General features: G+C 55.5%; 20 protein-coding genes. 13 read left to right on the forward strand and 7 right to left on the reverse strand.

The window, feature by feature from the left end; translation table 11 throughout:
- Positions 1-349 precede the first annotated feature (349 nt).
- Genes Q0915_RS27180 through Q0915_RS27190 form a run of 3 tightly spaced genes read left to right on the forward strand, consistent with a single transcriptional unit; the run spans position 350 to position 3631 of the window.
- Complete coding sequence (locus Q0915_RS27180) at positions 350-1378, forward strand: SIR2 family protein (protein WP_299482258.1); 1029 nt, start codon at positions 350-352, stop codon at positions 1376-1378.
- A gap of 10 nt (positions 1379-1388) precedes the next feature.
- A complete protein-coding gene (locus Q0915_RS27185; RefSeq protein ID WP_299482255.1) occupies positions 1389-3086 on the forward strand; it encodes a DUF87 domain-containing protein in 1698 nt (565 codons plus the stop codon).
- Positions 3059-3631, forward strand: coding sequence for a hypothetical protein (locus Q0915_RS27190; RefSeq protein WP_299482252.1), 573 nt, complete (start codon positions 3059-3061; stop codon positions 3629-3631). Before Q0915_RS27185 ends, Q0915_RS27190 begins: the two co-directional genes overlap by 28 nt.
- Positions 3632-3769: 138 nt before the next feature.
- On the opposite strand, the gene Q0915_RS27195 is transcribed toward Q0915_RS27190, so the two are convergent.
- The 3 genes from Q0915_RS27195 to Q0915_RS27205 all read right to left on the reverse strand — a co-directional run bounded on the left by Q0915_RS27195 (position 3770) and on the right by Q0915_RS27205 (position 7164).
- Complete coding sequence (locus Q0915_RS27195; protein WP_299482249.1) at positions 3770-5707, reverse strand: AAA family ATPase; 1938 nt, start codon at positions 5705-5707, stop codon at positions 3770-3772.
- Between the two features lie 41 nt (positions 5708-5748).
- Positions 5749-6078 carry a DUF6634 family protein gene (locus Q0915_RS27200; RefSeq protein ID WP_299482246.1) on the reverse strand — a complete coding sequence of 110 codons (330 nt, stop codon included), beginning with the start codon at positions 6076-6078 and terminating at the stop codon, positions 5749-5751.
- 168 nt (positions 6079-6246) lie between these two features.
- Positions 6247-7164: a hypothetical protein gene (locus tag Q0915_RS27205; RefSeq protein WP_299482243.1), complete on the reverse strand. Its 918-nt coding sequence runs from the start codon at positions 7162-7164 to the stop codon at positions 6247-6249.
- A gap of 85 nt (positions 7165-7249) precedes the next feature.
- Between Q0915_RS27205 and Q0915_RS32135 the strand changes: the two genes are divergently transcribed.
- A complete protein-coding gene (locus Q0915_RS32135) occupies positions 7250-7495 on the forward strand; it encodes a helix-turn-helix transcriptional regulator (RefSeq protein ID WP_366525344.1) in 246 nt (81 codons plus the stop codon).
- Between the two features lie 477 nt (positions 7496-7972).
- On the opposite strand, the gene Q0915_RS27210 is transcribed toward Q0915_RS32135, so the two are convergent.
- The 3 genes from Q0915_RS27210 to Q0915_RS27220 all read right to left on the reverse strand — a co-directional run bounded on the left by Q0915_RS27210 (position 7973) and on the right by Q0915_RS27220 (position 10621).
- The gene (locus Q0915_RS27210) at positions 7973-8248 is read right to left on the reverse strand and encodes an amphi-Trp domain-containing protein (protein ID WP_299482240.1); all 276 of its coding nucleotides are present in this window, start codon (positions 8246-8248) and stop codon (positions 7973-7975) included.
- Between the two features lie 162 nt (positions 8249-8410).
- Positions 8411-9259: a bile acid:sodium symporter gene (locus Q0915_RS27215; RefSeq protein WP_299482237.1), complete on the reverse strand. Its 849-nt coding sequence runs from the start codon at positions 9257-9259 to the stop codon at positions 8411-8413.
- Between the two features lie 354 nt (positions 9260-9613).
- Complete coding sequence (locus Q0915_RS27220; RefSeq protein ID WP_299482234.1) at positions 9614-10621, reverse strand: helix-turn-helix domain-containing protein; 1008 nt, start codon at positions 10619-10621, stop codon at positions 9614-9616.
- Positions 10622-10940: 319 nt separating this feature from the next.
- On the opposite strand from Q0915_RS27220, the gene Q0915_RS27225 reads away from it, so the two are divergent.
- The 9 genes from Q0915_RS27225 to Q0915_RS27265 all read left to right on the forward strand — a co-directional run bounded on the left by Q0915_RS27225 (position 10941) and on the right by Q0915_RS27265 (position 23549).
- On the forward strand, positions 10941-12011 hold the full coding sequence (locus tag Q0915_RS27225; protein WP_299482231.1) for a hypothetical protein: 1071 nt from the start codon (positions 10941-10943) through the stop codon (positions 12009-12011).
- Positions 12012-12059: 48 nt separating this feature from the next.
- Positions 12060-13025 (forward strand): efflux RND transporter periplasmic adaptor subunit, encoded by a 966-nt coding sequence (locus tag Q0915_RS27230; RefSeq protein ID WP_299482228.1) that lies wholly within the window; start codon positions 12060-12062, stop codon positions 13023-13025.
- Between the two features lie 74 nt (positions 13026-13099).
- Entirely contained in the window at positions 13100-14104 is a 1005-nt protein-coding gene (locus Q0915_RS27235) for a linear amide C-N hydrolase (RefSeq protein ID WP_299482225.1), read from the forward strand.
- Positions 14105-14170: 66 nt separating this feature from the next.
- Positions 14171-15415, forward strand: coding sequence for a serine hydrolase domain-containing protein (locus Q0915_RS27240; RefSeq protein ID WP_299482222.1), 1245 nt, complete (start codon positions 14171-14173; stop codon positions 15413-15415).
- A gap of 61 nt (positions 15416-15476) precedes the next feature.
- Positions 15477-16769, forward strand: a complete 1293-nt coding sequence (locus Q0915_RS27245; RefSeq protein WP_299482219.1) for a serine hydrolase domain-containing protein — start codon at positions 15477-15479, stop codon at positions 16767-16769.
- Positions 16770-16999: 230 nt separating this feature from the next.
- Entirely contained in the window at positions 17000-18685 is a 1686-nt protein-coding gene (locus tag Q0915_RS27250; RefSeq protein WP_299482216.1) for a TrkA C-terminal domain-containing protein, read from the forward strand.
- An 82-nt stretch (positions 18686-18767) separates the two neighbouring features.
- Positions 18768-20060, forward strand: coding sequence for a serine hydrolase domain-containing protein (locus Q0915_RS27255; protein WP_299482213.1), 1293 nt, complete (start codon positions 18768-18770; stop codon positions 20058-20060).
- 135 nt (positions 20061-20195) lie between these two features.
- On the forward strand, positions 20196-21446 hold the full coding sequence (locus tag Q0915_RS27260) for a threonine/serine exporter family protein (RefSeq protein ID WP_299482210.1): 1251 nt from the start codon (positions 20196-20198) through the stop codon (positions 21444-21446).
- 132 nt (positions 21447-21578) lie between these two features.
- Positions 21579-23549: a mechanosensitive ion channel family protein gene (locus Q0915_RS27265; RefSeq protein ID WP_299482207.1), complete on the forward strand. Its 1971-nt coding sequence runs from the start codon at positions 21579-21581 to the stop codon at positions 23547-23549.
- A 91-nt stretch (positions 23550-23640) separates the two neighbouring features.
- Here the strand turns inward: Q0915_RS27265 and Q0915_RS27270 are convergent, their stop codons facing one another.
- The gene (locus tag Q0915_RS27270; protein WP_299482204.1) at positions 23641-24780 is read right to left on the reverse strand and encodes an HlyD family secretion protein; all 1140 of its coding nucleotides are present in this window, start codon (positions 24778-24780) and stop codon (positions 23641-23643) included.
- Positions 24781-24783: the final 3 nt, after the last annotated feature.

Genomic DNA, 24783 nt, shown 5'->3' on the forward strand with positions numbered 1-24783 from the left:
CGCGGAACCCACCCATCGGAGACGATGGGTGGGTTTTCTCTAGTATTGGGTGTTGATGCCAGTTCTGGGGCCGGGCGCCAACTTTCCGCATTTAGGCAAAAATCGTACATCTGCGCCGCATAGAACGCGCTGAAAAACCCTCTTGGCCAAGTAAAACCCGATAATCGCCTTCTATATAATGTTGGCCTTCCTCTCCCCCATTGGACTTAACCTGACGATCCTCCAAATTGAACGCGTCGGGTAGGTTGAGCGCCAACCACTCCATATAATCAACATGACTCGCGGGTCGGCGAAATTATGCTACCTTGAGTAGAACAAACTTGAGTAATTTCACTTTACGGGGAATAACTTGACCATAGAAAATTTCGTCCCCAAAACGCGCACGAGCGTTGACAGTTTAGGTTTCCTTTTTGGAGCCGGAACCTCGTTTGAATCCGGATACCCGTTGGTCGCCGGCTTGACCAAGGAAGTTGTAGGCGCCTTGAGCTCCGAAGAGCGGTCGGTTTTGGATGAGGTGCTTACGACGTTCGGGAAGGCTTACGACGATGAAAAGGGCACTCCGAACATCGAAGAAATTTCGGATATGGTCATCGAACACCATACCAACAGCCAGCAACAGCAATTCTCTACACTCAAAGAGAAAATTCGAAACCTTGTTCGTGATGTGATCCTTGGGGTGCAGAACCCAGATCTTTCGAACCAGGTGCTTTTTTTCGAGCGCTTGAAGGCTCGTGCTTTCGACCGGGCAACAGATGTCTGGGTGTTCACCACGAACTATGACCTACTGCTGGAGGACGCATGCGCTGAGGTTGGGCTAAAGCTGGTAAATGGGTTCGTTGGAGCAACAACACGCTGCTTTGCCGAGCGGGAATTCTCCCTTGTGTCCGGCACAGTCGCCCGAAGCCGTTTTTCCAAAGAAGGAGGTCTCACTGTTCGGTTGATCAAGCTGCATGGGTCGGTCTCCTGGTTTCGGAAGGACCCGCGCATTTTCGAAGCATCACCCGTTGCGATCAGTGAAACTGAAGCCCGGTGTATGGTGCTCCCGCGGCGAACAAAGGTGATTGAGACGCTTTCTCCGCCGTACGACCGCCTGTTTCGGTTATCCAGCACAGTGTTGGGGGACAAGTGCAAGCACCTCGTCTCAGCCGGTTTTAGCTTCAGTGACAGCCACATCAACGAAACGCTAATCAGTCCCAAAATCGACTCTGGTGCCATTTCGTTTGCGAACTTCTGCTCTGAAGAGCCGGAATCCCTTAACGCTTCGCGAGGACGACCGAACGTCTCTCATTTCTGTAAAGACAAAAGCATCATTAGTGGCCGAGAAACGGAAGAAGGCAGCGACGCATGGCAATTCGGCGAATTCGTAAAATTGTTTTGAGGACAAAACATTGAAACACCAGATCGGTAAGATAGTTGAGGTCAGAGGAGACCAAATCGTTGTCTCTCTTTTGGAGTTCGATCCGGAAGAGAGTATCGGCGTACCGGAGGAAATGGCCGTTGATGTCGCGACGCCTGACGGCCCGGAGAACGTCCTGGTCGGTCAACCGGGATCGTTTGTTGAGCTGTCGCTACCAAATGGCACCTTGCTTTGCTTGGTAACAGAAACGCGTATGCGCGAAGCAGCAACAGCGGCTTCGGAGGTCAAGGCAACTGCCGCTGAGGGCGATCTCATTGTGGATCAGGTCACTCGGCAGCTTGTGACCATCCCGGTCGGGACACTGAACGCCGACGGAAGTTTCGAGCGTGGAACCACCGTACTCCCAACGGTCAATGCTCCGGTCTTCGCGGTGCTGCCCAAAACGATCAATCATGTCTATACAAGCTTCGCCGAGGGCGATTTTTCGCTCGGTAAACTATCGCTTCTTCCGGAGCAGGAGGCCAAGATCAATCTGGACGCGTTTCTTGGACGACACGCGGCCATACTCGGGCAGACCGGCGGCGGAAAATCTTGGACTGTCGCTTCCATCCTTCAGAAAATTGCAGCTTTTCCGCAGTCGACAGTTCTGGTCCTCGATCTTCACGGTGAATATTCTCGGGCATTTGGTGAGGAAGCAGAGGTAATTTCGGCTACAGATATCGAAATGCCATATTGGCTGATGAACGCAGAAGAGCTTCTGGGTCTAATGATCGACCGCTCCGAGTCCAGTGCTCCCAATCAGAATGCGAAGTTCAAGGAGCTACTTCAGGACGCAAAGGAAAGGCACCCGGAAAACGTCGCCCTTGGCCTTGAAAAGATAACCATCGATACGCCGGTATTTTTTGATCTCAATAGCATCATCGAACAGTTTCGGCACCTCGACACCCAGATGGTTCCAGGTGCGACGAAACCAGTCAAGGGCCCACTCTATGGCCAATTTACACGATTGTTGATGCGCTTGGAGTCGCGTTTGAACGATCGCCGGTACGATCTGATCTTCAAGCCCAAGACCTACAATACCAGCGCCTCCATGGAGGATCTTTTCCGGAAACTGCTTGGTGAGGAAATCGCAGGCCAAAAGAAAGTCGTTGTCCTTGACCTGAGCCCGGTACCATTTGATGTCAGGGGTTCGCTAATTTCTCTCACATTGCGCTGCCTGTTTGACTTTTCATATTGGCATAGCCGATTGACCGGCGAGCGCTATCCGATTTCCGTTTTTGCTGACGAGGCTCACATCTATCTGAGCGATGCGAACGAAGATCAAGCACCTAGAGAATCTGCGGAAAGAATTGCAAAAGAGGGCCGGAAATACGGCATTAGCCTGACGGTGATCAGCCAGCGGCCGAGAGAAATGTCGTCCACGATATTGTCACAATGCGGAAGCTTTTTGTGCCTCAGGATTTCCAACCCAGACGACCAAGCGTATGTGCGGAGCTTGCTGCCTGACTCTGTGCGCGGCATCACTTCCATGTTCTCTTCCTTGAGGCGAGGCGAGGCGATCCTGATCGGCGATTCCATGATGATGCCTACACGGATCAAGGTCGACCGGCCAGATCCCACACCAGACAGCAATGATGCCTCGTTCACCAAGATTTGGGGCAATGCACCGGGCGAGCTCAAAGTTGCCGATGTCTTGACGGCATGGCGGAACCAAAAAGTGGCCCGATAATTCAAGATCCAGACCTGCTCGAGACATTGTTCTTGAGGTCGTTTGAGCGCTTTCTTGTCGCAGAAGCGGACAACATTCTGATTGGTACAAGCGAGCGCAATCTCTGTGCCCGACTTGCATTCCTTTTGGAGGACGAAGCGAGAGCCGCCGGATTGGTCGAATACTACGCGGACGTTGAATATAACCGAAAGCAGCGCGGACTGGTTAAAACTATCCTCGACGACCATGCGAAGGTCATCCCGATTACAAGTGACCTTATTTTCCACAGCCGCGGTGCATTCATCGTGGGGGATAATCTTATCACGGTGGAAATGAAGCGAAGCGAACATAGAGAAGAAGAAAAGCAGAAAGACCGAGATCGGCTGCGCGCGATGACCAAACCCTCATTCGACGACATCTGGTCTGGAGACGGCAAAACCCATCCAGAGCATGTCTGCGGGTATGTTTTAGGATACTTTCTGGAGCTTGATGCGGCCGAGCGGCGGTTCCTTATCAAGGAATACAGATGCGGAGAATTTTTTGGTGAGCGAAAGATGCCGTTCTAAGAAGTCCCTACCCTGGATTCGCATAGCGTGCCATATGGAACCTAATTGGCACCTGGGCTTACTCTTCCACGTGGCAACCGGCAGCACTGTGCGTAGTTTCTTTTCTCCCAAGCCAAACCTCTGCGAAGATCTTTGCTCTCACATGGCTCTCTGAACCTCCTGCCCCTTGCCGGAAATTATTTCCAGAACCTCCCGCCCATTCAGCTCGTACCGTTGCATCAGGGCGTCGACGAGCGCTTGATGTGCTGGTTCCATCTCTTCCAGAATCTCGCGTGCATCTTCGTAGGCCTTGTCGAGCGTTGCCTCGACACGACGGCGTAGAATGTGGTCGGTGAGCAGGACTTGTCGGACCTGCCTTGACCCGTTCGGGATTAGGTGAACAAGGCTGTCGCCGAAACCAAGGCTTGCTTCCATTTCTGTCGCGATCTGAGTGGCGGACGCCAGGTCGGAGCTCGAACTACCGCCGCCCCCGTCGGCGATCTCGCCGAAAACCAGCTCCTCCGCGGCGAGACCCGCCAAGTGCACCGTCAGCTGGGCCTCATAATCGCGGCGGGTCCGGCCCTTCAGCGCCGACTTTCTGACTTCCAGATAACCGACCTCGCCTTGTATTCCTTGCGTTGCGAGTTCCGGTTCGATCTTCAGCCGAAGGATCTCGCCGTCTCCGACTTTGGCCTGAACGATTGCATGTCCGGCCTCATGGACCGCGATCCGCCTCAGGTCCTCCTGGCTAAAGGCAATCCGGATTGGAAGTCTGGAGACGAGGTCATCACGTTGAAGGTCCCGCCTTTCCTTTCGTGCCGCCCGGCGGGCGTCGGGCACGAGTTTTTCAATGTCCGCTCCCGAATAACCATCGAGACGGCCAGCGATATCAGAAAGGCAATCGTTCGCCAGCGCGCCCTGCAAATGCCAACGCAGGATCTGCTCGCGCGCCGGACTGTCGGGCAGCGGAATACGGATCGTCTGTTCCAGGCGGCCAGGCCGGAGGAAGGCCGGATCGACAAGCTCCGGATAATTGCATGCCCCGACAACAACGATGCCTTCCCGGTCTTCGACACCATCAAGGCATTCAAGCAGTCCGTTGATCTTCTCAACGACATAAAGCGCATTCTCACCGCGGATGGTCCTGCGATCGCCGACAGAGTCGAACTCGTCAAGGAATAAGATACAGGGCGCCTTTTTTCTAGCCTCAGCGAATGTCCCTCGCATGGCCTTCAGGAGATCACCCAAATGGCCCGCCGATTGCCATTGGGCAAGAGACGACGCAACTAGCTCGACGCCGCAACTTTTCGCCAATGCCTTCGCATAGGTGGTTTTGCCGGTTCCGGGAGGCCCCGCAACAAGCACACCGCGATTGACATCCGTCCAGGGCAGTTTTCCTGTTCGCCACTCTTTCAGATCCACTGCAAGCTCCCTGCCCCACTCCCCTGCCTCACCAACACCCACGAGAGTGTCGAGAAAGAGCCCGTCCTCGAACGGACGGCTGCCGGCTTTACACGGATCACACGCGATCGCGTTCAGGACCTTGCGCCAGGACTTGCCCCTAGATCCGACCATGGTCAGGTCGAACCAGCTGAACTCCGTCAGTTGCTCGGCCTCCTCCAGGCTGATATTGACACCGGCACAGTAAGAAAAAGCAGCTCGGATGTGCCGCGCTGTCGGCTTTTCCAGGTGAATGACCGCGTCCGCAATTTTCCTAAAAAGACTCGGCAGGTCTTCTTCGTCTTCCACAACCGCAAAGATGTCCTTCTTACCCTTTAAGGCAAATAGGAACTCCTGTTCAGTCTTTTCACGCTCCCTGGGCTTTCTAAAGCCGGCCGGTTTGCACTCAAGAAATACCGGTAACGGGTCCGATTGCCGGTTTCTCAATACCCCCAAATCCGGCAGGCGCAGAATAGTCAGTGCATCCTGGATTTCATCGAACGGCGGTTTTTCACCGGCGACGATACCAACCACTGGAGGGTGCCACAGCTTCATCTCCGGCACCGAGCGCAGTGCACGGCGGACGGTGCAATGCGTAAGGAACGCATGAAACCCTGGTTTCTTTTGCTGGAAGTAATGGCGTAGGACGTCGGACATACAGACACTTTCTTGAGAAGCGGCAACAAATGGTTTCTGATTCAACGGGAAGCGTGCTCGCCAAGGCGATACCAGCGCGACAAGGTCCGCCCGGCGCCAATGTCGTTCAGAACGACGAAGAGCGGCGAACTCACCATCGGCGTGTCATTTCCCCTGATGGTTGGGTGCCCCGTTACATTTCCCGATAGAGCAGCGATCCCGCGGATGAATACGCGGTAATCATCCAGGAACGGTGCGTTGGACAGGGCTTCGCGCGAAGGATATCTACCCGCCCGCAGTGACTTAAGATCATCAAGCAGCCCTTGCAGCTTTTCGATGTCTTTCGACAGCAGTTCCGGTGCCCTTGGATCTTTGAGGTTTTCGAGGAACATGGACAATACTCTCCTGTTCCCGCCGAAGGATCTTCAGGCGGGCCAAAATGTATGGTGTTGAGCGGGTGTTGACCCTTCCGGTTTCGTCCGGCGTCAGGTCGTTATTGCGTCACGACGTTCTCGCGTGAATCGCCTTTGTCGTGCCCAGTTGGACGCAACGTGACAGGTCTAGGCTCCGACGCTACGCATCTGACGGCCTTGGCGCCGAAGCGGAAGAACAGACAGGCACTCGGCAAGCGACGGCCGTGCGCTAGCGACCTCAGTGGACGTCTCAGCACGTTCTTCCGGACAAGTGGTAATTTTCTCCACCTGCCTATCGGTTTCCAACGGTGCGCAGGTGTTGCCAATTGCCGCCAGCAGGCGCGGTGCCATGCGGGCAGCGATACTGGACCCCAGGTACGCGGACATCGCTTCAACCCGACTGGCGATTGGAAGTCCGAAATACTCGTCAACCGTTTCGCGCGAGACTTTCTTCCGGGCAACGATCCCGGACCGGCCGTACCAGTCGACGAGAACTTTTTTCACGGACAGCACTGGAAGCCCCTTTCGAAGCATAATGTTTTTCAACATCAAGCCGGCCGCGGTCAGATCGTCTCGCGCGTCTCGAGCCTTTCGCCCTCCCTGGGCGCCACTTCCACGTTTCACAGAGACGACATGCAGGTCGCAGGTTTGATGATCGAAGACCACGATGTCGATGACCACGCTCTTTCCGTGAGCCCCGTCGATTGGCAGGTTCAGATCGTCAAGTTTGTCGAGCTGATTGCATTCGACCAATGACATCGCTTCCTTGGAAACGGTCAACGCGACCTGGGTCTGCACCTCATACCTGTCACCTGCTTCGGCGAAGGCGTGAGCAATGGCCTTTTCGAGCAACAGGCCGTGGCGCTTGGGCAGGCTGTCCAGTGGTCCCCTCACCTGGGTCAATTTGTTGCCCAACAGCTCGTCCGGGCAATAGGTCTTGTCGAAGCATTCCTGCAACGCGGCATCGACCGCATCGCGGATTTCAACGGGGAGATCCGCGAAATCAGGTGCATAAGCACTCTTGACGTCTGGATTGGTGGTGGGATTTGGGAATTGCTTGTGCATAGGCTTCCTTTCGGGTTGATGGGACGCCCTTAAATTGCACAAAATGATCAGAGTGAACAGAATTGAATCGAATTATGGTTAACCGATGATAAACCCGAAGCAGTGCCGAGCGGCCCGGGCCTGGCTGGGATGGTCTCAGGATGACTTGGCTGAAAACGCCAAATGCGCTCGCCGGACCATAGCTGCATTTGAGCAAGAAAAGTCCGTACCTTTCGACCGGACACTGCGTGACATTCAAAAAGCTCTTGAAGACGCCGGGATCACCTTCCTGATGGCTGGCGCAAGGGGAATTGGATTGCGTGAAGGTCGGGACAACTCAGGCAACGCCTAAAACGGATTACCAAAAAGGCGACGCGATACAGCCTAGGTTGCCCACGACCTGGATCGAAGTCATTCAAGTTACGCTTTTTCGATTCAAGCGCCGAGACTTGCGATTCAGACAGCCAAATGAGCGTTTCAGCGGGAAACGCCGTTCTCGAGGTTTTCGATTCAATTCATTGAACGGGCGTTACATGAGTGAACGGCGTTCTCTTCGTTATTGTCCCCTGAAATGTGGAAATCGTTTCCAGAGATGGTTCATTGGGGTCAATTCTCACGCTGGATATGCAACAAGTCGTCGCGCAAAATGATCCTGACGTCACTTCATCTCGCACCTAAAAAAACCGGTGGCGGTGATGGATCTGCTTGAGGCCAATGCATCAAATCTTGTCGCACGAAAGCGTTGATGGCGAAGACACCAGGCGCACCGGCAGTCCGCCAGAATTTCTTTGCTAAGCGTGTGCCCAGATACATCGGCGCGCAACAAGTCTTAGCCAAGTTCAACCGGCCCGGACTGCGCAGCTTTGTCGTACCATTTCAATTCGATTTCCAAGCTGTGCTCAGTGCCTTTGCTTGCGCTTTCCTCATCTTCGACCTTGAGCTCCAGAACAATTTGGTCGGGAAACTCCAGCGAAATTTCCTCAGCTCCCTGGCGCAGTGTCAGAGTGCCTGCCTCAATGCGGTCAGCGATGCCACGCAGAAATCCAACGGCGTCAGCCCGGGACTTGCTTTCTTTACTTCTAAAGAGGGTTGTTTCACGTCCCATATAAATCTCCCGAATTGTGCGCTTTGAAGCCTCAGTTTCGAACCTTGCATCTGCGCAAGATTAGGGTTTCTGAAATGAAGGCTCCCAATTCGCCTTACCCTATAGACTTGGACCGATATGGTTTAGCCCTCTCGAACAGCCAAGTTCAACGTCGAAGCCCGCTTACGCTGCCAACCGGCGAAACCCGAGCGTAACCAGCGTCGCCATGATCATTATGTAGAACGAATAAAGCGCGGCTACCCCGAGAATGGACTGTTGCTCTGTTCCTGAAAAACTTAGGGCGATGATTGCAAATGCCAGCGGTCCATTTTGAATGCCTGTTTCCAGGGACACCGTTCTGGCGATGCGCTCCGGGTGACGCAGTGTTTTTGCAAGACCATAGCCAACCGCCATCCCAATGATGCCCAGCATCATCGCAGCAAGATGAATGTTAGGTGCGGTCGAGGTCAAAAACTCCCAGTTTCTCGGGACCCAGGACACGATGATGAACAGAATGAAAAGGATTGCCACCCAAGAGCCAACACGTTCGGTTACGGCACCTGCTTTCTGGCTGACGGCACGTATTCCCATGCCAACGCCAACCGGTATCAGGATCACAAGCAGCGTTGTGACGATGTTGTCAGTCGGGATTTCGATCTGAAGCGCTGACGCGTAAAGAATGAGCAGTATTGGGATCAGCAGGATCCCCAACACCGTCGACGTGACAGTCATCAGGATTGAGAGCGCAACATCGCCACGCGAAAAATAGGTGAACATATTGGATGTTGTGCCACCGGGCATGCAGGACATGATCAGTATGCCCACAGCGGCTGAGGCCGGCAGGGAAAGGGCAATCGTCAGCAAAAACCCCGTCAATGGCATGAAGGCATATTGGGAGAAAACACCGATCCCGAGTGCAGTCGGCCGGCGCAGGGCAGACAAGAAGTCTTTCGGCGTCAATGCCGCCCCCATTCCAAGCATGATGATGACGACCTGAAGGGCAATCAGTGTTTGTTCAAAAGAGGAGATCAATAATCTTTGCTTTCCTGAATTGCGCCTCAAAAAGCCAGGCGCGTTATAGAAGCGACAACTGACCTAAATTCTGCTAGGATTGACAAACGCCGGACTACATAACGTATTGACCATGCATTGCTTTTCTCGATGGTTCAACGGCAATTGGAGAACTGCGCCATGAATTTGAGCTCAATGTCAATCATGCAGCGAAAGGTAGCGCTGTACACTTTGGTGAAGTTTTCCTTGCCAAAGCGGCTCGGCTCCTTAGAGAAACGCTGCGTTCCAAGAAATTTGCCAATTTACCAGCTGATATCGCCGCCCCGCTCAGAAAGGCATATTTGGCAAGAAGAGACAGTTGCAAAGCAAACAACCTCAGTTGTCTGAACGCAGAATACGCTGCGACCGCTTCAAAGTCTCATGCGGGGCTTCTCCGAACAGCGATCTATAGTCCCCTGAAAACCGTCCCCCATTCATGAAACCGAATTGCAGACTGACGTCCTTGATGGAATTCGGCGGATTGTACGGATCCAGCAACCGGTCCTTTGCCTTCTCCAGACGCATCCGCTTGATGTACTGGATCGGAGAGACGCCGTGTATCGACGCAAAACTTTCCGACAAACGCGTGTGGCCAACCCCTGCCGCGCGGCAGAGATCCGACAGCGTCACAGGTGTTTCTATATCGTTGGCGATCTCAACTGCGCGGCGGACGATGGCCAGATCGCTTCGCCTCTTATGCCCCGATTCAGGTGAAAAGACACTTTGCGCCAGCACGGCTTGGGCCGCGATCTCATAGAGCGCATTTTCGGCGACCTCAGGCATGCCATAGTGATCGCCGCGCAACTCTTGATCCAGGCAAAAGGAAAGAACACGGTTGATCCGCCGCTGGACGTCAATGCCTGAAGCTGATTTGAGGTCCAGGAAGTCATCGGTGAGCTGGCTTTCATCCGTATCCTGCCCGGAGAGCGCGCTTATCTCATTGATCAAACGATCTGTCTTAAACCCTGCACCGCAGCTAATGACGTCTTTTCCCTGAGAAACATAGCCTAGCCGAGGCGTGAAAAGCGCGATGTCGCCTGGCGAAGCGTGCCGGCCGTTCAAGGTGTAGTCGCCGCTCCAGGACAGCGGGTAGGTAAAGGCGACCCATCCTTGACCAGGAACAAGGTGGGTTGTTGTTTCCCTATCATATTCCATGCGCAGGATCGCCGCGTCTTGCGACATAGCTCTCAGCGATTTACGGCTCACAGCCCCCTTGCCAAGCTGCACCATTCCGGATTCTGCCACAGCAGCTCCAGCAACGTGTTGAGCGTAACTGTTGACCGAGCGGGAGGCTCTCGTGAACTCGGCTTCGCTTTGGGTACTACCGCTTATGGGCTCCGTCATATGAACGTATCGCCACTCCCTTTCTCAAAAACACCAAAACACCCCGCCGCTTGGCGCCCAACGACTTGAAGAAAACTCGCTATGCCGGCTTATCAACCTGTTTCCTATTCAACGGAAGAAACATGACAAGCCTTTGTCACACATGTCGTTTGAGACATTGAACGCGTTGACCGCGCTCGCGGAAGAATCGGACATCGTTTTCTTCTGCACTGCAATGGACAACAAACGGCATCTCGAATTTACTCCTTTTCAAACCGATCAGTAGCCATGCAGCACCACAAAAAATGCTGCAATTTCAAGGGTACAGATGGAGGCCTTTATGCGCTCGTTGTCTGCTAAAGTAGTTTTCAATCTTCCGACCTCTGTTTGGCTGCCTGGCCGGTCAACCGTTTGGCCCGGATCTCTGGCGCGCAAGGCGGCGATGCTTGCATGTGCGGCGCTGTTGACACTTCAGGCGGTGCCAACCGTGATTGCACAGACAGTTGAGGCTTCGCCATCAAACCCCATTGCCCAATATGATGGAACACTGTCCGCATTTAACAAGAAAAACAATGAAGAGCAGATCGATACACCTGCCGAACTCACCCAGTCGCATACAGCCCCACACGAAAAATCAGCTGACGATCTAAGCCGCGAACTCTCCAACCCGAACTCCCCTCTTGCAAAACTGCAATTCGAAACGCGCTTCACCGCTTTCGAAGGTGATCTTCCGGGAGCAGATGACGAATGGGCACTCTCGACTGTCTTTCAGCCGATTTTCCCGTTTCCGATCTCCGCAGACGGCACGACCAACTTTTTCCTCCGTCCGGGTGTGCCGATCATCTGGCGGCAGCCGTCCTTCAACGCGGGCAGCAACCGCTTCGATGCGATCGGCGGCATTGGCGATATCGGGTTTGACGCCGCGATCGGCAAGTCCTTTGACAATGGCGTGATTGCGGTTGCCGGCATTCAGGGGACCTTGCCCACCGGCACAGACAGCCGATTGACAGGTGGTCAACTGCGCCTCGGACCGGAAGCCGTTCTCGGTTACATCAACAAGACAGGTTACGCGGTGGCGTTTCCGCAGCACCAGTGGAACGTCGCCGGTTGGGAAGACGAGGCTTATGCGGTCAGCAATTTCGAGTTCAATGCCGGACTCTATCTTCCAAATGCATGGACGGTCTTCACCAACCCGGTGTTTGAATATGACTGGATGGACAATCAGTGGACGGTCCCGGTCAATCTTGGCGTTCGCAAAGTCGTCAATGTTGGCAAGATGCCGGTGCAATTTGTCCTGAAGGGTGACTACTACCTCGAGAAGGACGACACGTTCGGCGAGGAGTTTGCCGTGACGCTTCAAGTCACGCCTGTCGTCCAGAACTTCATCTACAACGCTTTGATCAAGAATTAGGTGATAGCCGGATGTCGACATATCGTTCCAGCACAAAAGCGGTGTTGTATGCTTAGACAGATCGGTTTGCGCGGCGACGGTCTTCCAAACCAGGTTCAAAGCACATCGGCTGTCCAGGCACTGATGTCCCGCAAGTCCGCAGATGTCCGCGCAACTTGGAGGATCGATATGGTTTGGCGCATTTTCATTGTTCTCGCTGCACTTTTGCACCTGACGGTCCCAACAGCCGCTCAGGACAAGACCAATGAAACAGGACAGGTGTTCGAATATCCCGGCACCGTTGTGCCATCGCGCGAAGCGGAAATTACACCGCTTGTGAGCGGCTGGTTGAACAAGATCCATTTCGTGCCGGGACAATATGTCGAGAAGGGCGACGTTCTTTTCGAATTCAATCAGATTCCAACGGAACTCGGCATTCAACAGGGCAAAGCCCGCCTCGCAAGGGCAGTGGCGGAACTGCACCTGGCAGAGGCGGAATTGCAGAGAGCATCGCAGCTCAGAGAACGAGACGTGACGTCCGAGGTCGAGGTGCTCGAGGCGGAAGCGAGACGTGACATCGCCACGGCAACGGTGAAGGAACTCGAAATTGATCTCGAACTTCAAGCGATCATGCTCAGCCACCTGCTCCAGAAGGCTCCCTTTTCCGGGATCATGAGCGAGCCTTTTGTTCAGGAGAACGGGTGGCAAGGCAAGGAAGGCAGAGAAATCATCAGGATGGCGACCGTCACCCAGATCGACCCGATCCGTGTGATTGGCGAGGTTCCATATGACGTTTACGCAGAGCGGCGCAAAATTTTCGGGACGGATCAGGCCACGATCGAGGGGCTGACGCTCACGTTGGTGCTGCCAGATGGCGAGACCTTTCCCCACGAGGGCAAGTTCGTGTCCGGCGGCTATGCGTTCGATGAAGAGAGCCAGAAACTAACGGTCTGGGCAGAATTCCCCAACCCGGATTTGCTGCTTCGCCCCGGTCTTGATGTCACTATTCGCTCGGAATTGAAACAGAGCAAGTGACCCAGGCTTATGCAATCAACCTGTCGCCTGGCTTCTCTATTTTGAATCAAGGCTGTTTTTCGGAGGGTAAATGAATGTGCTCGAGAGTGTTCTGGAACAAGACCGGCCAACCCATGCTGGTTGGCCGCAATGAAGACTGGTTCGAAAGTCTCCAGACCAAGGTTTATGCGTTCCCGAGAGGCATGAAGCGGGACGGTGCAGTCGACGACAACCCGGCGACGTGGACTTCGAAATACGGCAGCATTGTCGGCGCGTGCTACGGCGCGGCCATCACCGACGGGATGAATGAGGCCGGGCTGAATTGTAACCTGCTCTACCTCGCCGAATCCGATTTCGGTCCCCGCGACACCTCCAAGGGCGGTTTGTCGGTTTCGATCTTCGCCCAGTGGGTGCTCGACAACTTTGCGACCGTGGGCGAGGTTCTGGCCGCGCTTGAGACCGTTCAGATCGTACCGATCTACATGATGCACTTCACCGACAAGGTGCAGTCTCCCTTCCACTATTCCATTGCGGACAAGACAGGCAATTCGGCTGTCATCGAGGTGCTGGATGGCGACTTCAGCATTCACAAGGGGCCTAAGGTCACGATCATGACCAACTCGCCCCCCTATGAGCAGCAGCTTGAAAACATGAAGCAATATGTCGGCCTTGGCGGCGACAAGCCATTGCCCGGCGGTTCTCAGGCGGACGAGCGTTTCGTGCGCGGGGCATACTACCTGAGCGCCCTGCCCGACGAACCTGCCGATTACCACGAGGCTGTTGCGAATATCCTTGCGGTCATTCGCAACATGTCGACGCCCTGGGGCATCAGCGACCCGTCCCGACCCAACGTTTCGCCCACCCGGTGGCGCACGATCAGCGATCTGACAAACGGGCGCTATTATTTCGAGTTCACACAAAATCCGACGGTCGCCTGGATAGACCTGCACAAGCTCAACCTGGAGGCCGGCGCGCCGGTCGTGATGTTCGATCTGAAAAAAGACATCCGGGCGACAGGCGAAGTTTCGGACCGGTTCAATCCGTCCAGGGAACTTGCCTGGCTGCGTGGTGGCGCAGTGCTCAATCCAGCCGACTTGTAGGGCCTCCCCCCCTGCAAGTAACTCTCCTTTTCTCGGAACCACCCCAACCCAGAGGCGGAAACGCGAATGACAGACCAATCTGCCCCCAAACCGGTTACGGCCTATAAAGAGGGCTTCACACTGGAAGATCAGCGGCACTTCAAGAACAACCGCGATCTGGCGGAGTGGCTGGGTGGTGGCAACGCGTCCGTTTGGGTAAACAACAGACCTTCCGAGGCGTTTCCGTCAACCGCCACGGTTCCGAACCGTCTGCCCCCAGCGGAGCTGCCCAAGGCAATCAATCCCGAGATCGGCAAGATCACTGTTGAAACAAACAGTCTGGGCACACTGACGCTGGATGAGTTCATGGCGCACCCTGCTGGCCGCGCGCAGGCGTTCATGGTGATCCACAAAGGCCAGATTGCCTACGAGAACTTTGCAGCCATGCACCCAGCTGATTTTCACGTCTGGATGTCGACGGCGAAAGTCATCCCGGGTCTGCTGATCGATCTTTTGATCAGTGAGGGCAAGATCGATGACGAAAAAACCGTCGGCCACTATCTCGAGGTCTATCGCGGTTCTGCCTGGGAAGACATCAAGGTGATTGATGTCATGGACATGTGCACGGGCCTTGATATTCAGGAGATGCAGGACGGGATTTCCTACAAGCCCGGCTCGGTCGTGCAACGCATGCTATCAGCGGAGTTCGGTCTTCCATACAAGGGGGAAGTTGAGGACTTTGACGCGGTGTTGCGGGACGCCAAGAAGGTGCTCGAACCCGGAGTGCAGTTCGACTACTCTTCGGTCGCAACGCAAGTGCTGGTGATGATCTGTGAAGCCATCACGGGTGAGCCATGGGCCGAAACCGTAGACAAGCGCGTCTGGTCGAAAGTCGGTTTCGAAAGCGCGCTGTTGGTGCACACCACACCAACCGGTCTCGCGGTCGGACACGGGATGCTCAGCACACGGCTGTCTGATATGGGACGGTTCGGCATGCTCTACACCCCAAGCTGGAGCAAGGTTGCCAACGAGCAGGTCGTTACAGACGAAATCCTCAAGCGGATCCAACAGGGCACCCGCAGCCATGACTTCTACATGAAGGGTTACGGGCCCGAGACTGCCGCGCACCTTGCAGATGAAACGATGATCTCCAATGCGCGTCAGTGGGATGCGGTCTGGCCGGATGGGGACCTTTTCAAGTCCGGTTTTCAGCAGCAGTCGCTCTACGTCTCGCCTTCGCGCGATCTGGTGATTGTCAACTTCTCCGTCAATGGCGGCGACGACACGATCAAACACTACCTGCGTCCCATCGCGACCTCGGGATTGTTTTGACGCAACCATTGACCAACCCAAAACAGCCGCCGGAATACAAACCGATCAGGGAGAATTTCAAATGCCGAATAACGATCCAATGAGTGTTCCCGGAGCAAAGGTTACTCTGCCTGTTTCCAAGGTACGCGAAGGTTTTGATCAGGAATTCATTGCTGCTGCTCGCAAGAACTTCAGCAACACACACATGCAGCTGGGCGGCGATCACGCGCTCTACTACACGACGAATTTCACCGAATTCGTACCGGCGGCAATGGCCAATCCGCACGGTCCGGTCAGCGAATTGACACGCCGCCCCGATCCGTCGCTGGGTGCACTGACATATACGCTTGGCGACGGCACTGAATCCGCGCCTCTGGATGCGCATCTTGTCGACTTCAACTCTCGCGTCCAGGGCATGATGATCCTGCACAAAGGCGACGTTGTCTTCGAAGCATTTCCCGGCATGCGGCCCGAGCAGGTCCATATTTGGGCATCCGTCGCGAAGTCCATGGTCGGAACGCTCCTGACGATGCTGGAGCTTGAGGGCAAACTCGACACGTCGAAACCGATCACTGACTATGCGCCGGCTCTGAGGGGGTCGGAGTGGGATACAGTGCCGCTGATCCACGCCATTAACATGGCGTCCGGCCTCGATATCACGGAGGACGCCAAGAATACGATGGACCCGCGGTCGGTGTTCCAGCGCATGCTTGCGGCCGATTTCGGTATTCCGAATGCGGACGGGGTGCAGGAGGACGAAAACGAGGTGCTGCGCGGTGCGGTGCGGCTGCCGGGCGAAGAGCCGGGCAAGTTCGCCCGCTACAGCTCGGTGATTACAAAAGTTCTCTGCGAAGTTGTCGAGACCGTAACGCAAAAGACCTACACAGCAGTTGCAGAGGAGCGCATCTGGTCAAAGATTGGCGCTCGTGCGCCCTTGGTGATGAGTCTATCGCCGGCAGGGCTTGCAATCGGCTACGGAGCACAGCATTCCACGCTTGAGGATCTTGCCCGTTACGCGCTGATTTTCACACCAAGTTGGCAAAAGGTGGCGGCAGAGCCCATCGTTTCTCCGGACGTTCTGCGCAAGATGCAGACGGCAAGCAGCAAGGAAGCATACCTTGCCGGTGATTTCACCGACCATTCCTGGGTGAAGATGTGCTTCGGGAAGGACATGCCGATCTTCAATTCACACCAGTGGGACGCGGTGTGGGAAGACGGCGCGCTTTTCAAGCACGGCAACCTTTACCAGGGGATTTACAGTGACCCGGCACGCGATGTGGTCGGCGTGTTTTTCTCTACCTCACCCGTGAACCTCGCTCCGGACCTCAACCCTGGCTACCTGCGCGCGGCCGCCAAGGTGCTGGCAGGCGGCTAGACGGCATGTGCCCGGCAGGCCGGAGGATGAATTGAAGTACGAGTTTGCAAATCAAATCAGCGGACAACTGCGATCCAATCTTCCGGCCCACTCACTGATGATGACCTCCCAATCAATGGGAACACGAGCGCCGTTTTCAGTGTGGAGCAACTAGGACGGCGCAAGAATCGCAGAGGTCCTTGGTAGAACGCACTCCAATGGCCGCAGTAAAGTTCTTTTAGGAGACCCCGATGGAAGCTGCCATATCCTACCTGCAAACCAACGTGGTGATCTTACTGTTTCTGGTCATCGGCCTCGGCTATCTTGTTGGGAAACTGTCGGTGTTCGGCATCGGGCTTGGCCCCACGACCGGCATCCTGATTGTCGGTCTCATTCTCGGGTTGGCAAACTTCGAAATTCCGGGGATCGTTCAGGGCCTTACTTTCACGATCTATCTGTTCGTGCTCGGCACGATGGTGGGCCCTGCGCTTGTTCGCGTTTTCACAAGCCCCGCCGCGATCCAATACCTGCTCATGTGCCTTTTCGTGGCCGTTGCGGCGGGTTTGTCGGTCTACTTCGTATCCGTGTTGTTTGGGTTCAACAACGTGGTGGCGGGCGGCCTCACGGCCGGTGCCGTGACCACATCCGCAGTCCTTGCTGCGGCACAGGGTTCTGTGCTCGCGGGCTCTGTTGCCCTCCCGGAAGGCATGGGAGCCGCCGAAGCGGGCAATATTCTCGCGAGCGCCTACGCCATAACCTACCTTTATGGAACATTCGGGCTGATCGTCCTGATCAAGATCTGTCCGATGCTGGTTGGCAAAGACATTGCCGAAGAAGCCGCTAAGCTGGAGGGGGGCAAGGCTGCGCCTAAGAAACGTATCGCACCTTCCGTGCGTGCATGGCGCCTGACGCTGCCCAAATATGTCGGCCGTCCAGCAGGTGAGCTTCTCACCAACGTCATAGCGCGCCGCGAAGAAGGTGCCCTGCCATCTCTCGAGCAGGTGCTGCGCAATGGAAAACGTCTCGACATCACCGACGATATGAAACTCGAAGAAGGAGATATCCTGACCTTCCTTGCGCCAAGCCACCTCCTCAAGCTGGGAAATGAAACCTTGGGTGAAGAGGTCTCAGATGATGACGCTCTGGCAATCCCGATGAACTCTGCGGAAGTGGTCGTGACAAACGCTGACCATGTCGGCAAAAAACTGTCTGAACTGCTCCAGCAACACGGCTTCGGAATCAGTGTCGACCGAATCGTCCGCCTTGGGGACGAAATGCCTATTGATGACGAAGACCTGGAACTCTTCGCCGGTGATGTGCTGTTCGTTTCCGGTTCCGCCCGTCGCGTAGAGGCTTTTGCTCAGGAGGCCGGCTACAAGGTCGAAAATCAGATGACGACGGATCTGATGAACATGTCATTCTTCCTTGCCGCCTTTGCAGCGCTCGGCACGATTACTGTTACCGTCGCAGGTGTCGCCATTCCTCCGCTTGGTGGGTCAGCGATGGGCGCCATGTTCGGCGGGGCGTTTTTGGGATGGTTGCGAACCCGCAGTCCGGCTGTCGGATCTGTCTCCGCACCGGCAGCAAACGCACTTTCGGACCTCGGCCTCTCGGTTTTCATTGCAGCCGTTGCAATCGGTGCGGGAGGATCGCTTATCGCGACCTTTCAGGCGTTCGGCTTCAGCCTTGTGCTGGCGGGTATTATCGTCACGACCTTCTGCACGATTTCAACGTTCCTTTTCGGGCACTTTATCCTGCGTATGAATGTTGCAGAGAATGCGGGCGCGACCACAGGCGCGATGACAGGGGTCGCTATCGCCGAGGTGTGCAAAGATGCCAAAAGCTCCGCTCCCGCGGTGGCTTTCGGTTTGCCAGGGGCCGTTTCCAGTCTGACTTTCATCGTTGTGGGTCTCATCATCCTTGCTATCGTGCCGTAGTTGCACGGTGGCGAGGCTGCAAACCGCCAACTTGGGAGTCCCTGTCGTTTTTCAAAAATGCGCTGAGTAATGTGAGGTAACAATGAGCAATTCTTCAAATGGTCCCATTCTCGCCAAGCCAGAGGACATCAGCACCAATGTGCCGCTTGACCGTGTGCTTGAAATAAACGCCTATCTGAATGCGCCCGAGAACAAGGTGAAAATCCAGTTTCCGTCACCGGAAACGCAGTATGCCTATGTCAATTTCTCCAAGTTTTATCCGACTGCGCAGGTGATGCGTGGCGGCCCGGTAGTCAACCTGCCCTACGCCATGGATCCATCGATCGGCAATATCGAGTATCGGAACAAGCATGGCGATTGGGTCAGTGTGGACCAGCACTTCGCGAGCAAACCAATCGACGCAATGATGGTCTTGAAAGGCGGTGAGATCGTCTATGAGCGTTACCGCACCATGCACCCCCATGAAAAGCACCTGTGGATGTCCGTGACCAAGGTCACCGGGTCGACGATTATGGCGATGCATGAACAGGACGGAAAAGTCGATGTGGATGCGCCCGTAAGCAGTTACCTTACCGAATTGCAGGGATCCATCTGGGACACGGTAAAGGTCGTCGAGGCGTTGGATATGGCCACTGGCCTGAATGGCACAGAGCATGATGAGCCAGAACCAAATTCGCGGACGGACCCCGATCAGATCTGGTTCCGCTGGGCAGCAACGAGCGGTGTTGGCATGGCGCCGGACGTGCGCGGCCGGAACGAGTCCTGGGTCGATGTCCTTCGGTCGATGGAGCGTCATTCGCCACCACACCAGAAATTCGAATACAATTCCATTGACACATTCGTCATGAACCGGATCAACGAACGGATCGAAAACAAGCCGCTCTACGCACAATTCTCAGAGCGGATCTGGAACAAGCTCGGCATGGAACACGATGCGTTCTACGCGGTTAGTCCGTCGGGCAACACGCTCGGTTTCCTAAGCATGAACTCCACGCTTCGCGATTTGGCAAAATTCGGCATGGCCTTCACGCCAAGCTGCAAGAAGCTGGCGGGCGAACAGTTGATCCCGGACGCTGTCATGGCCAAGATCTACGACCGGACATATCTCGACATGTATGACAAGGGCTGGATCGGCAAGAAGAACAGCATCACGTTCTGGGACGATGCGGGTGCAATCTCCAATCGCTACCAGTGGGATGCGGTCTTTTCTGACGGCGATCTGTTCAAGGCCGGAGTTGGTGGCCAGGGAATTTACGTTTCACCAGAGACCGACACGGTCGTGGCCTTCTTCAGCACCAGCGACGGAGAAAACCAGGAAGAAGGCATGGCACGCGCTATTGTGCGCGCCATCAACGGCAACCCGCTGCCGCGCTAATGGCCTATTCCCGCAGTCCACTTTGGCGATAAGTATTGGATGTCATTACTTATCGCCGGACTGCGGTGCGCGGCGATCCAACGGGACTTGAGACAACCAGGCTGGTTGTTAGTCTCCCGACAAGAGGAGAAAAGAATGCCGGAGGTCTCAAAAGCTCTTCAGGTAAATGACGAGGAGGTGCGCGCCTATCTGCTGGAGCTGATGCAACTCCTGCTCGATTGGAGCTGGGAAGGTGTCGTCGGCTTCGAGGAGATCGTGGAGAAGGTGGCCGAGACCTATAGCGGCAACAAGGCCACCGTGGTGTATGAGGCAGAATCCGCACTGCTCGACTTTGGCGGCAAAGTCTCGGTCGTCAAGGTCGGCATGCCCGGCTTTCCTGCGCTTACCAAAACATCAAAACTGAAGAACCATCTCGCCGACGTGTTTGAAGGCAAGCTTCAGTTGCACGAAGCAAGACAGTCGCTCGCGGATCTCAAAGCAGTCGCGCCGCCCTATTCCGCTTTTCTTGTCTGGCTCGGGGTCATCACTGTGTCGGCTGCATTTGCCGTCGACATCGTGGGCACCTGGGAAGGCATCCTGTTTGCCTGCCTGACCGCCATGGCAACCGGTGTGGTCTTCCTGGCGGTCGACCGCAACCCGCAACTTGCACGCCTTGGACCGTTGATCGCCGGCTTTGCGAGTGGCGTGATCGCGATGATCGGGTGGCAGACCGGTTACGCCCTCACGGCACCAGGGCTTTTGCTGATCGCTTCCACCTTCGTGTTCATCCCCGGCGACTCCATCAGCATGCAGGCCTACGAACTTGCGCAGGGCAAATGGTCCGCGGCCTCTGACCGGTTTTTCTACTCTGTGTTCATTCTGGTTTTGCTCGCCTCGGGCGCCTATTTCGCGTCGGTGATCACATCGACACCGTTGGAGGCCCTCACGCCTGGAGCACCTGTCGGCGAGGCCTTTCCCTGGTGGGCGGTTTATCCGGCACGTGTCTTTTTTCTGCTGGGGATCATGTGGGCGTTTCAGATGGACAAGGCCCATTTCGTGCCCGCCCTCATCGTCTTGCTTCTAGCGACAGCGACTGCTCAGGTCGTTTCCGTTTTGGCAAACGAGATCTTGGCGACACTCGTGGCCTCTGCGGTCTGCATGTATGTCAGCGTCTGGATGTCTGAAAAACACCGCGCTGTACCGACGATCGTTCTTATGGTCCCTGTTGTTTTTGCCTTATCGCCAGGTTCTCACGGCATCCGAGAAGTTGAGACCTGGATCTCAGCAGGTGAGATGACCGGCGTTGCCGATCTGATGCCATTGTTCGGCAACCTCCTTGCCATCGGGCTTGGAATGCTGATCGGACGAATGGCTTCAAACCGGGTCTGGATTAAAGGGTTCCAATAGGTCCGGGCCGAGATGTGTTGCGTCTTTCGCTCTTGCCAATAAGCGGGCGGAACAAGGTTAGGGTGTGAGCATATGCGCAAGGAGGAAACGCGCAAGCTTCACGAACCTCAAATATCTGAGTAGGCTTTCGGAATGCGGATCGTTTTTGAGCCGGAGCGCTTTAGGTTCCTGGCAATACTGATAGCTCTAGTTGGCTGTATCGTGGTTGGCGCCCAAGCACGTGCGCAGGCGATTTCTGAGGATGTCGAATCCTTTGAAACCTTGCCGCCCGTGCTGACACACTCGCCCTATGACACGCTGAAGACGATGCAGAACCTGCGGAACGCGCTCATCGCTAGCTACCAGCGATACCGGATAAATCGGTCTGCGCACGAATACGAACGCCTCAATCTCATTTCAAGCGCCCTGATTTCTCTTTTGAATCTGTCTCAGGAAAATCTTGCGTCCCGTCGGGATGCCAGCGTCCGCACGGCCCTTGCGCTGCTGGACATCATCGGTGAAGTCGATGAAGCGGATCTCGCCTCCTTGCCAGACAGGGAAGCCGTCCAGACCGACGACGAAACCACATTTCCTGTTCCGGGAACACCGTTGCTGGTGCAGCGCGTGAGCGAAGGGCCGCGCGAAGGAGAATTTCTTTTTTCCGCAAACTCCACGACGATTGCACCGCGCTTCCTGCGAGAGATTGCCACGCAGTCACCGGAACGCCTCGATCAATTGTGGAGCATGCGGTTCTTGCAGCTGAGCGGCCCCCTGGTGCCTGTCCTGAGCGATGGATCATTGCCCTCCTTCATGCGCGATATTGTCTGGGGCACGCCGCTTTGGAAATCGGTCTTCGCGGTTGTTTCCGTTTTCATTGCGATTGGCATTCTTTTGGGTTGGCGCTCCTTTTTGAGAAACAAAACTGCCCAAGGCAAACTGCAAGCCTCAACGCGCGGCCTGCTGCTGTCCGGTGCAACACTTGTCGTTGTTCTGGTGATGAACAAGTACTTCAACGAACAACTGTTCCTGACCGGCTCTGCGGCGCTCACCGAGACGTTCCTCGCCACCATTGCGATTTACTGTGCTCTTGCCTGGACCTTTTGGTGTTTCATGTCATTTCTGTCGGACCTGTTGGCGGAGAGGAAGGACGGGCCTGTCCGGCACATAGAAGAGAGCATGATGCGTCTGCTCAACCACATCATCGCCCTGATTGGCGCAGTGTGGATCCTCGCTTATGGGGCACAGACCTTGGGCCTTCCGTTGCTTAGCCTTCTTGCCGGCCTGGGTGTTGGCGGTCTCGCGGTCGCACTCGCCATCCGCCCGACACTTGAAAACCTGATAAGCGGCTTTGTGATCTACATGGAAAAGGCCGTGAAGGTCGGTGACTATTGTTCCTTCGCGGGCCAGGAAGGCACCGTTGAGAGCATTGGCGTCCGCTCAACGCATATTCGGGGTCTCGATCGAACAACGATCGCAATCCCCAACTCCAAGTTCGTCGACATGGAGCTCATGAACTGGGCGCGCTGCGATGAGATGCTGATCCGCACGACCATCGGTCTGCGGTATGAGACCGACACAGACCAGTTGCGATACGTGCTAGCCAAGATACGCGCGATGATGCACGGGCATCCCCGGATCACCACAGAAACCGCGCGGGTGCGTTTCATCGGCTACGGGGAATCTTCACTTAATCTGGACGTCCGCGTCTACGCGCAAACGCGCGAATGGAACGATTTCTACGCGATCCAGGAAGATGTTTTCTTCCGGATCAAAGAGATTGTCGAAGCCTCCGGCACCGCTTTCGCCTTTCCAAGCCAGAGGCTTTATGTTTCGCGCGACGAAGGACTCGACAAGGAGACTTCAAAACGAGCTTCCGCGGAGGTCGGCCGTTGGCGGCGGAAGCGGGAGCTTCCTTTCCCGAATTTTTCCGCCAAGGAACGCGAACGCCTGGAGGAGAGCTTGCGGTATCCCCCGCCAGGGTCGCCGGAGTTCAATGGTCCGGATGAAGAGCTCATCGCCGTTGAAGAACGGCTTTCCGCCGACGAGGCCCCAGCCGATGCTTCGCCGAGTGATGATGAAACACCGGCAGAGAACACTTCTGAAGAAGACAAGAAGCCTGATTAACGCCCTGCCAGGAATAGCCGATCGTCAAAACGATCAGCTTCTCCGTTCCCTTCGGCGGAGCTGACAACACGTCCTGGCGCAAGACACGTGTTTACTGAAGGATAGACGGTGCTGGAGGAGGAAGGTCTCCATCGCCTTCCGATGCGGTCGTGCCGGTCATCACGAGGACAGAGGCCGTGGTGCCGACCAGCAGCTCCACGCCTTCAGGCAAATCGCCTATTTCAATGCGCACCGGAACGCGCTGTGCCAACCGGATCCATTCAAAGGTCGGATTAACCTTCGGTAACAGATTCACACCTGTGCTGCCCTCGTCTGCCGCAATCCCGCGACCGATGCTGTCGACAGAGCCAGGAATGACCCTATCCGGAAACGACATGAGCGTTATGGCCGCCCTGTTCCCGGGGGCAATATCGGCAACATTGGTTTCCTTGAAATAGGCATCGATCCAGTAACTGTTTGCATCGATTAGCGCCAGCATCGGCTGGTTGGCAACGGCCTGGCTGCCAAGACGCAGGGTCAGGTTTGCGACGTGGCCATCGACAGAGGCACGAACCTTGGTGAATTCGAGATTGAGCCGCGCGGTTTCCAGAGTTGCTCGCGCCTCGCGCAGCCGGGAGTTATCTTCCCCCAACGCCCCACGGCTTGCGACGGTACTTGCCAAACCCGCCTGCGATTGAACAAGTGCCGCGTTGGCCTGCGCAATCGCACTTTTCGCCTGCTCCAAATTCGCCTCCGAGACATCAAGGTTTCTCTGATACTCGTCAAATTGGGCCTGGGAAATGCGATCGTCCTGAACCAGTTGCTGAGCTCGGTCATATTGGCGCTGATCATTTGTGAGCTGCGCTGTTGCGGAGGTTAACTGCGACTGGGCCTGCTCAATAGCAGTTTCTGCCTGACGAACACTCGCCTCTCCCGCCTCGATCTGCTTATCGAGCGCTGCAAGTTCGTCGATCGTTTCATCAAGCCGCGCCTGAGCTTGCGCAAAAGCAGCTTCATATGTGCGCGGATCAATCTCAAACAGCAAATCTCCCGCCGACACAAACTGGTTGTCGCGGATGGGCAAGTCGATGATCGGCCCCGAAACCCTTGGCGCCACCTCGAGCACGTTGGCACGGACCTGTCCGTTTCGTGTCCAGGGATTTGAAATGTAGTTTGCATATTTGAGGCCGACAGCCGTGACGGCGGCCAGGACGATCAATGCTGTTACGAGGAGTTTGATATTGAGTTTCATGAG

The sequence above is a fragment of the uncultured Roseibium sp. genome (assembly GCF_947494555.1).
In the GTDB taxonomy this organism is placed as follows: domain Bacteria; phylum Pseudomonadota; class Alphaproteobacteria; order Rhizobiales; family Stappiaceae; genus Roseibium.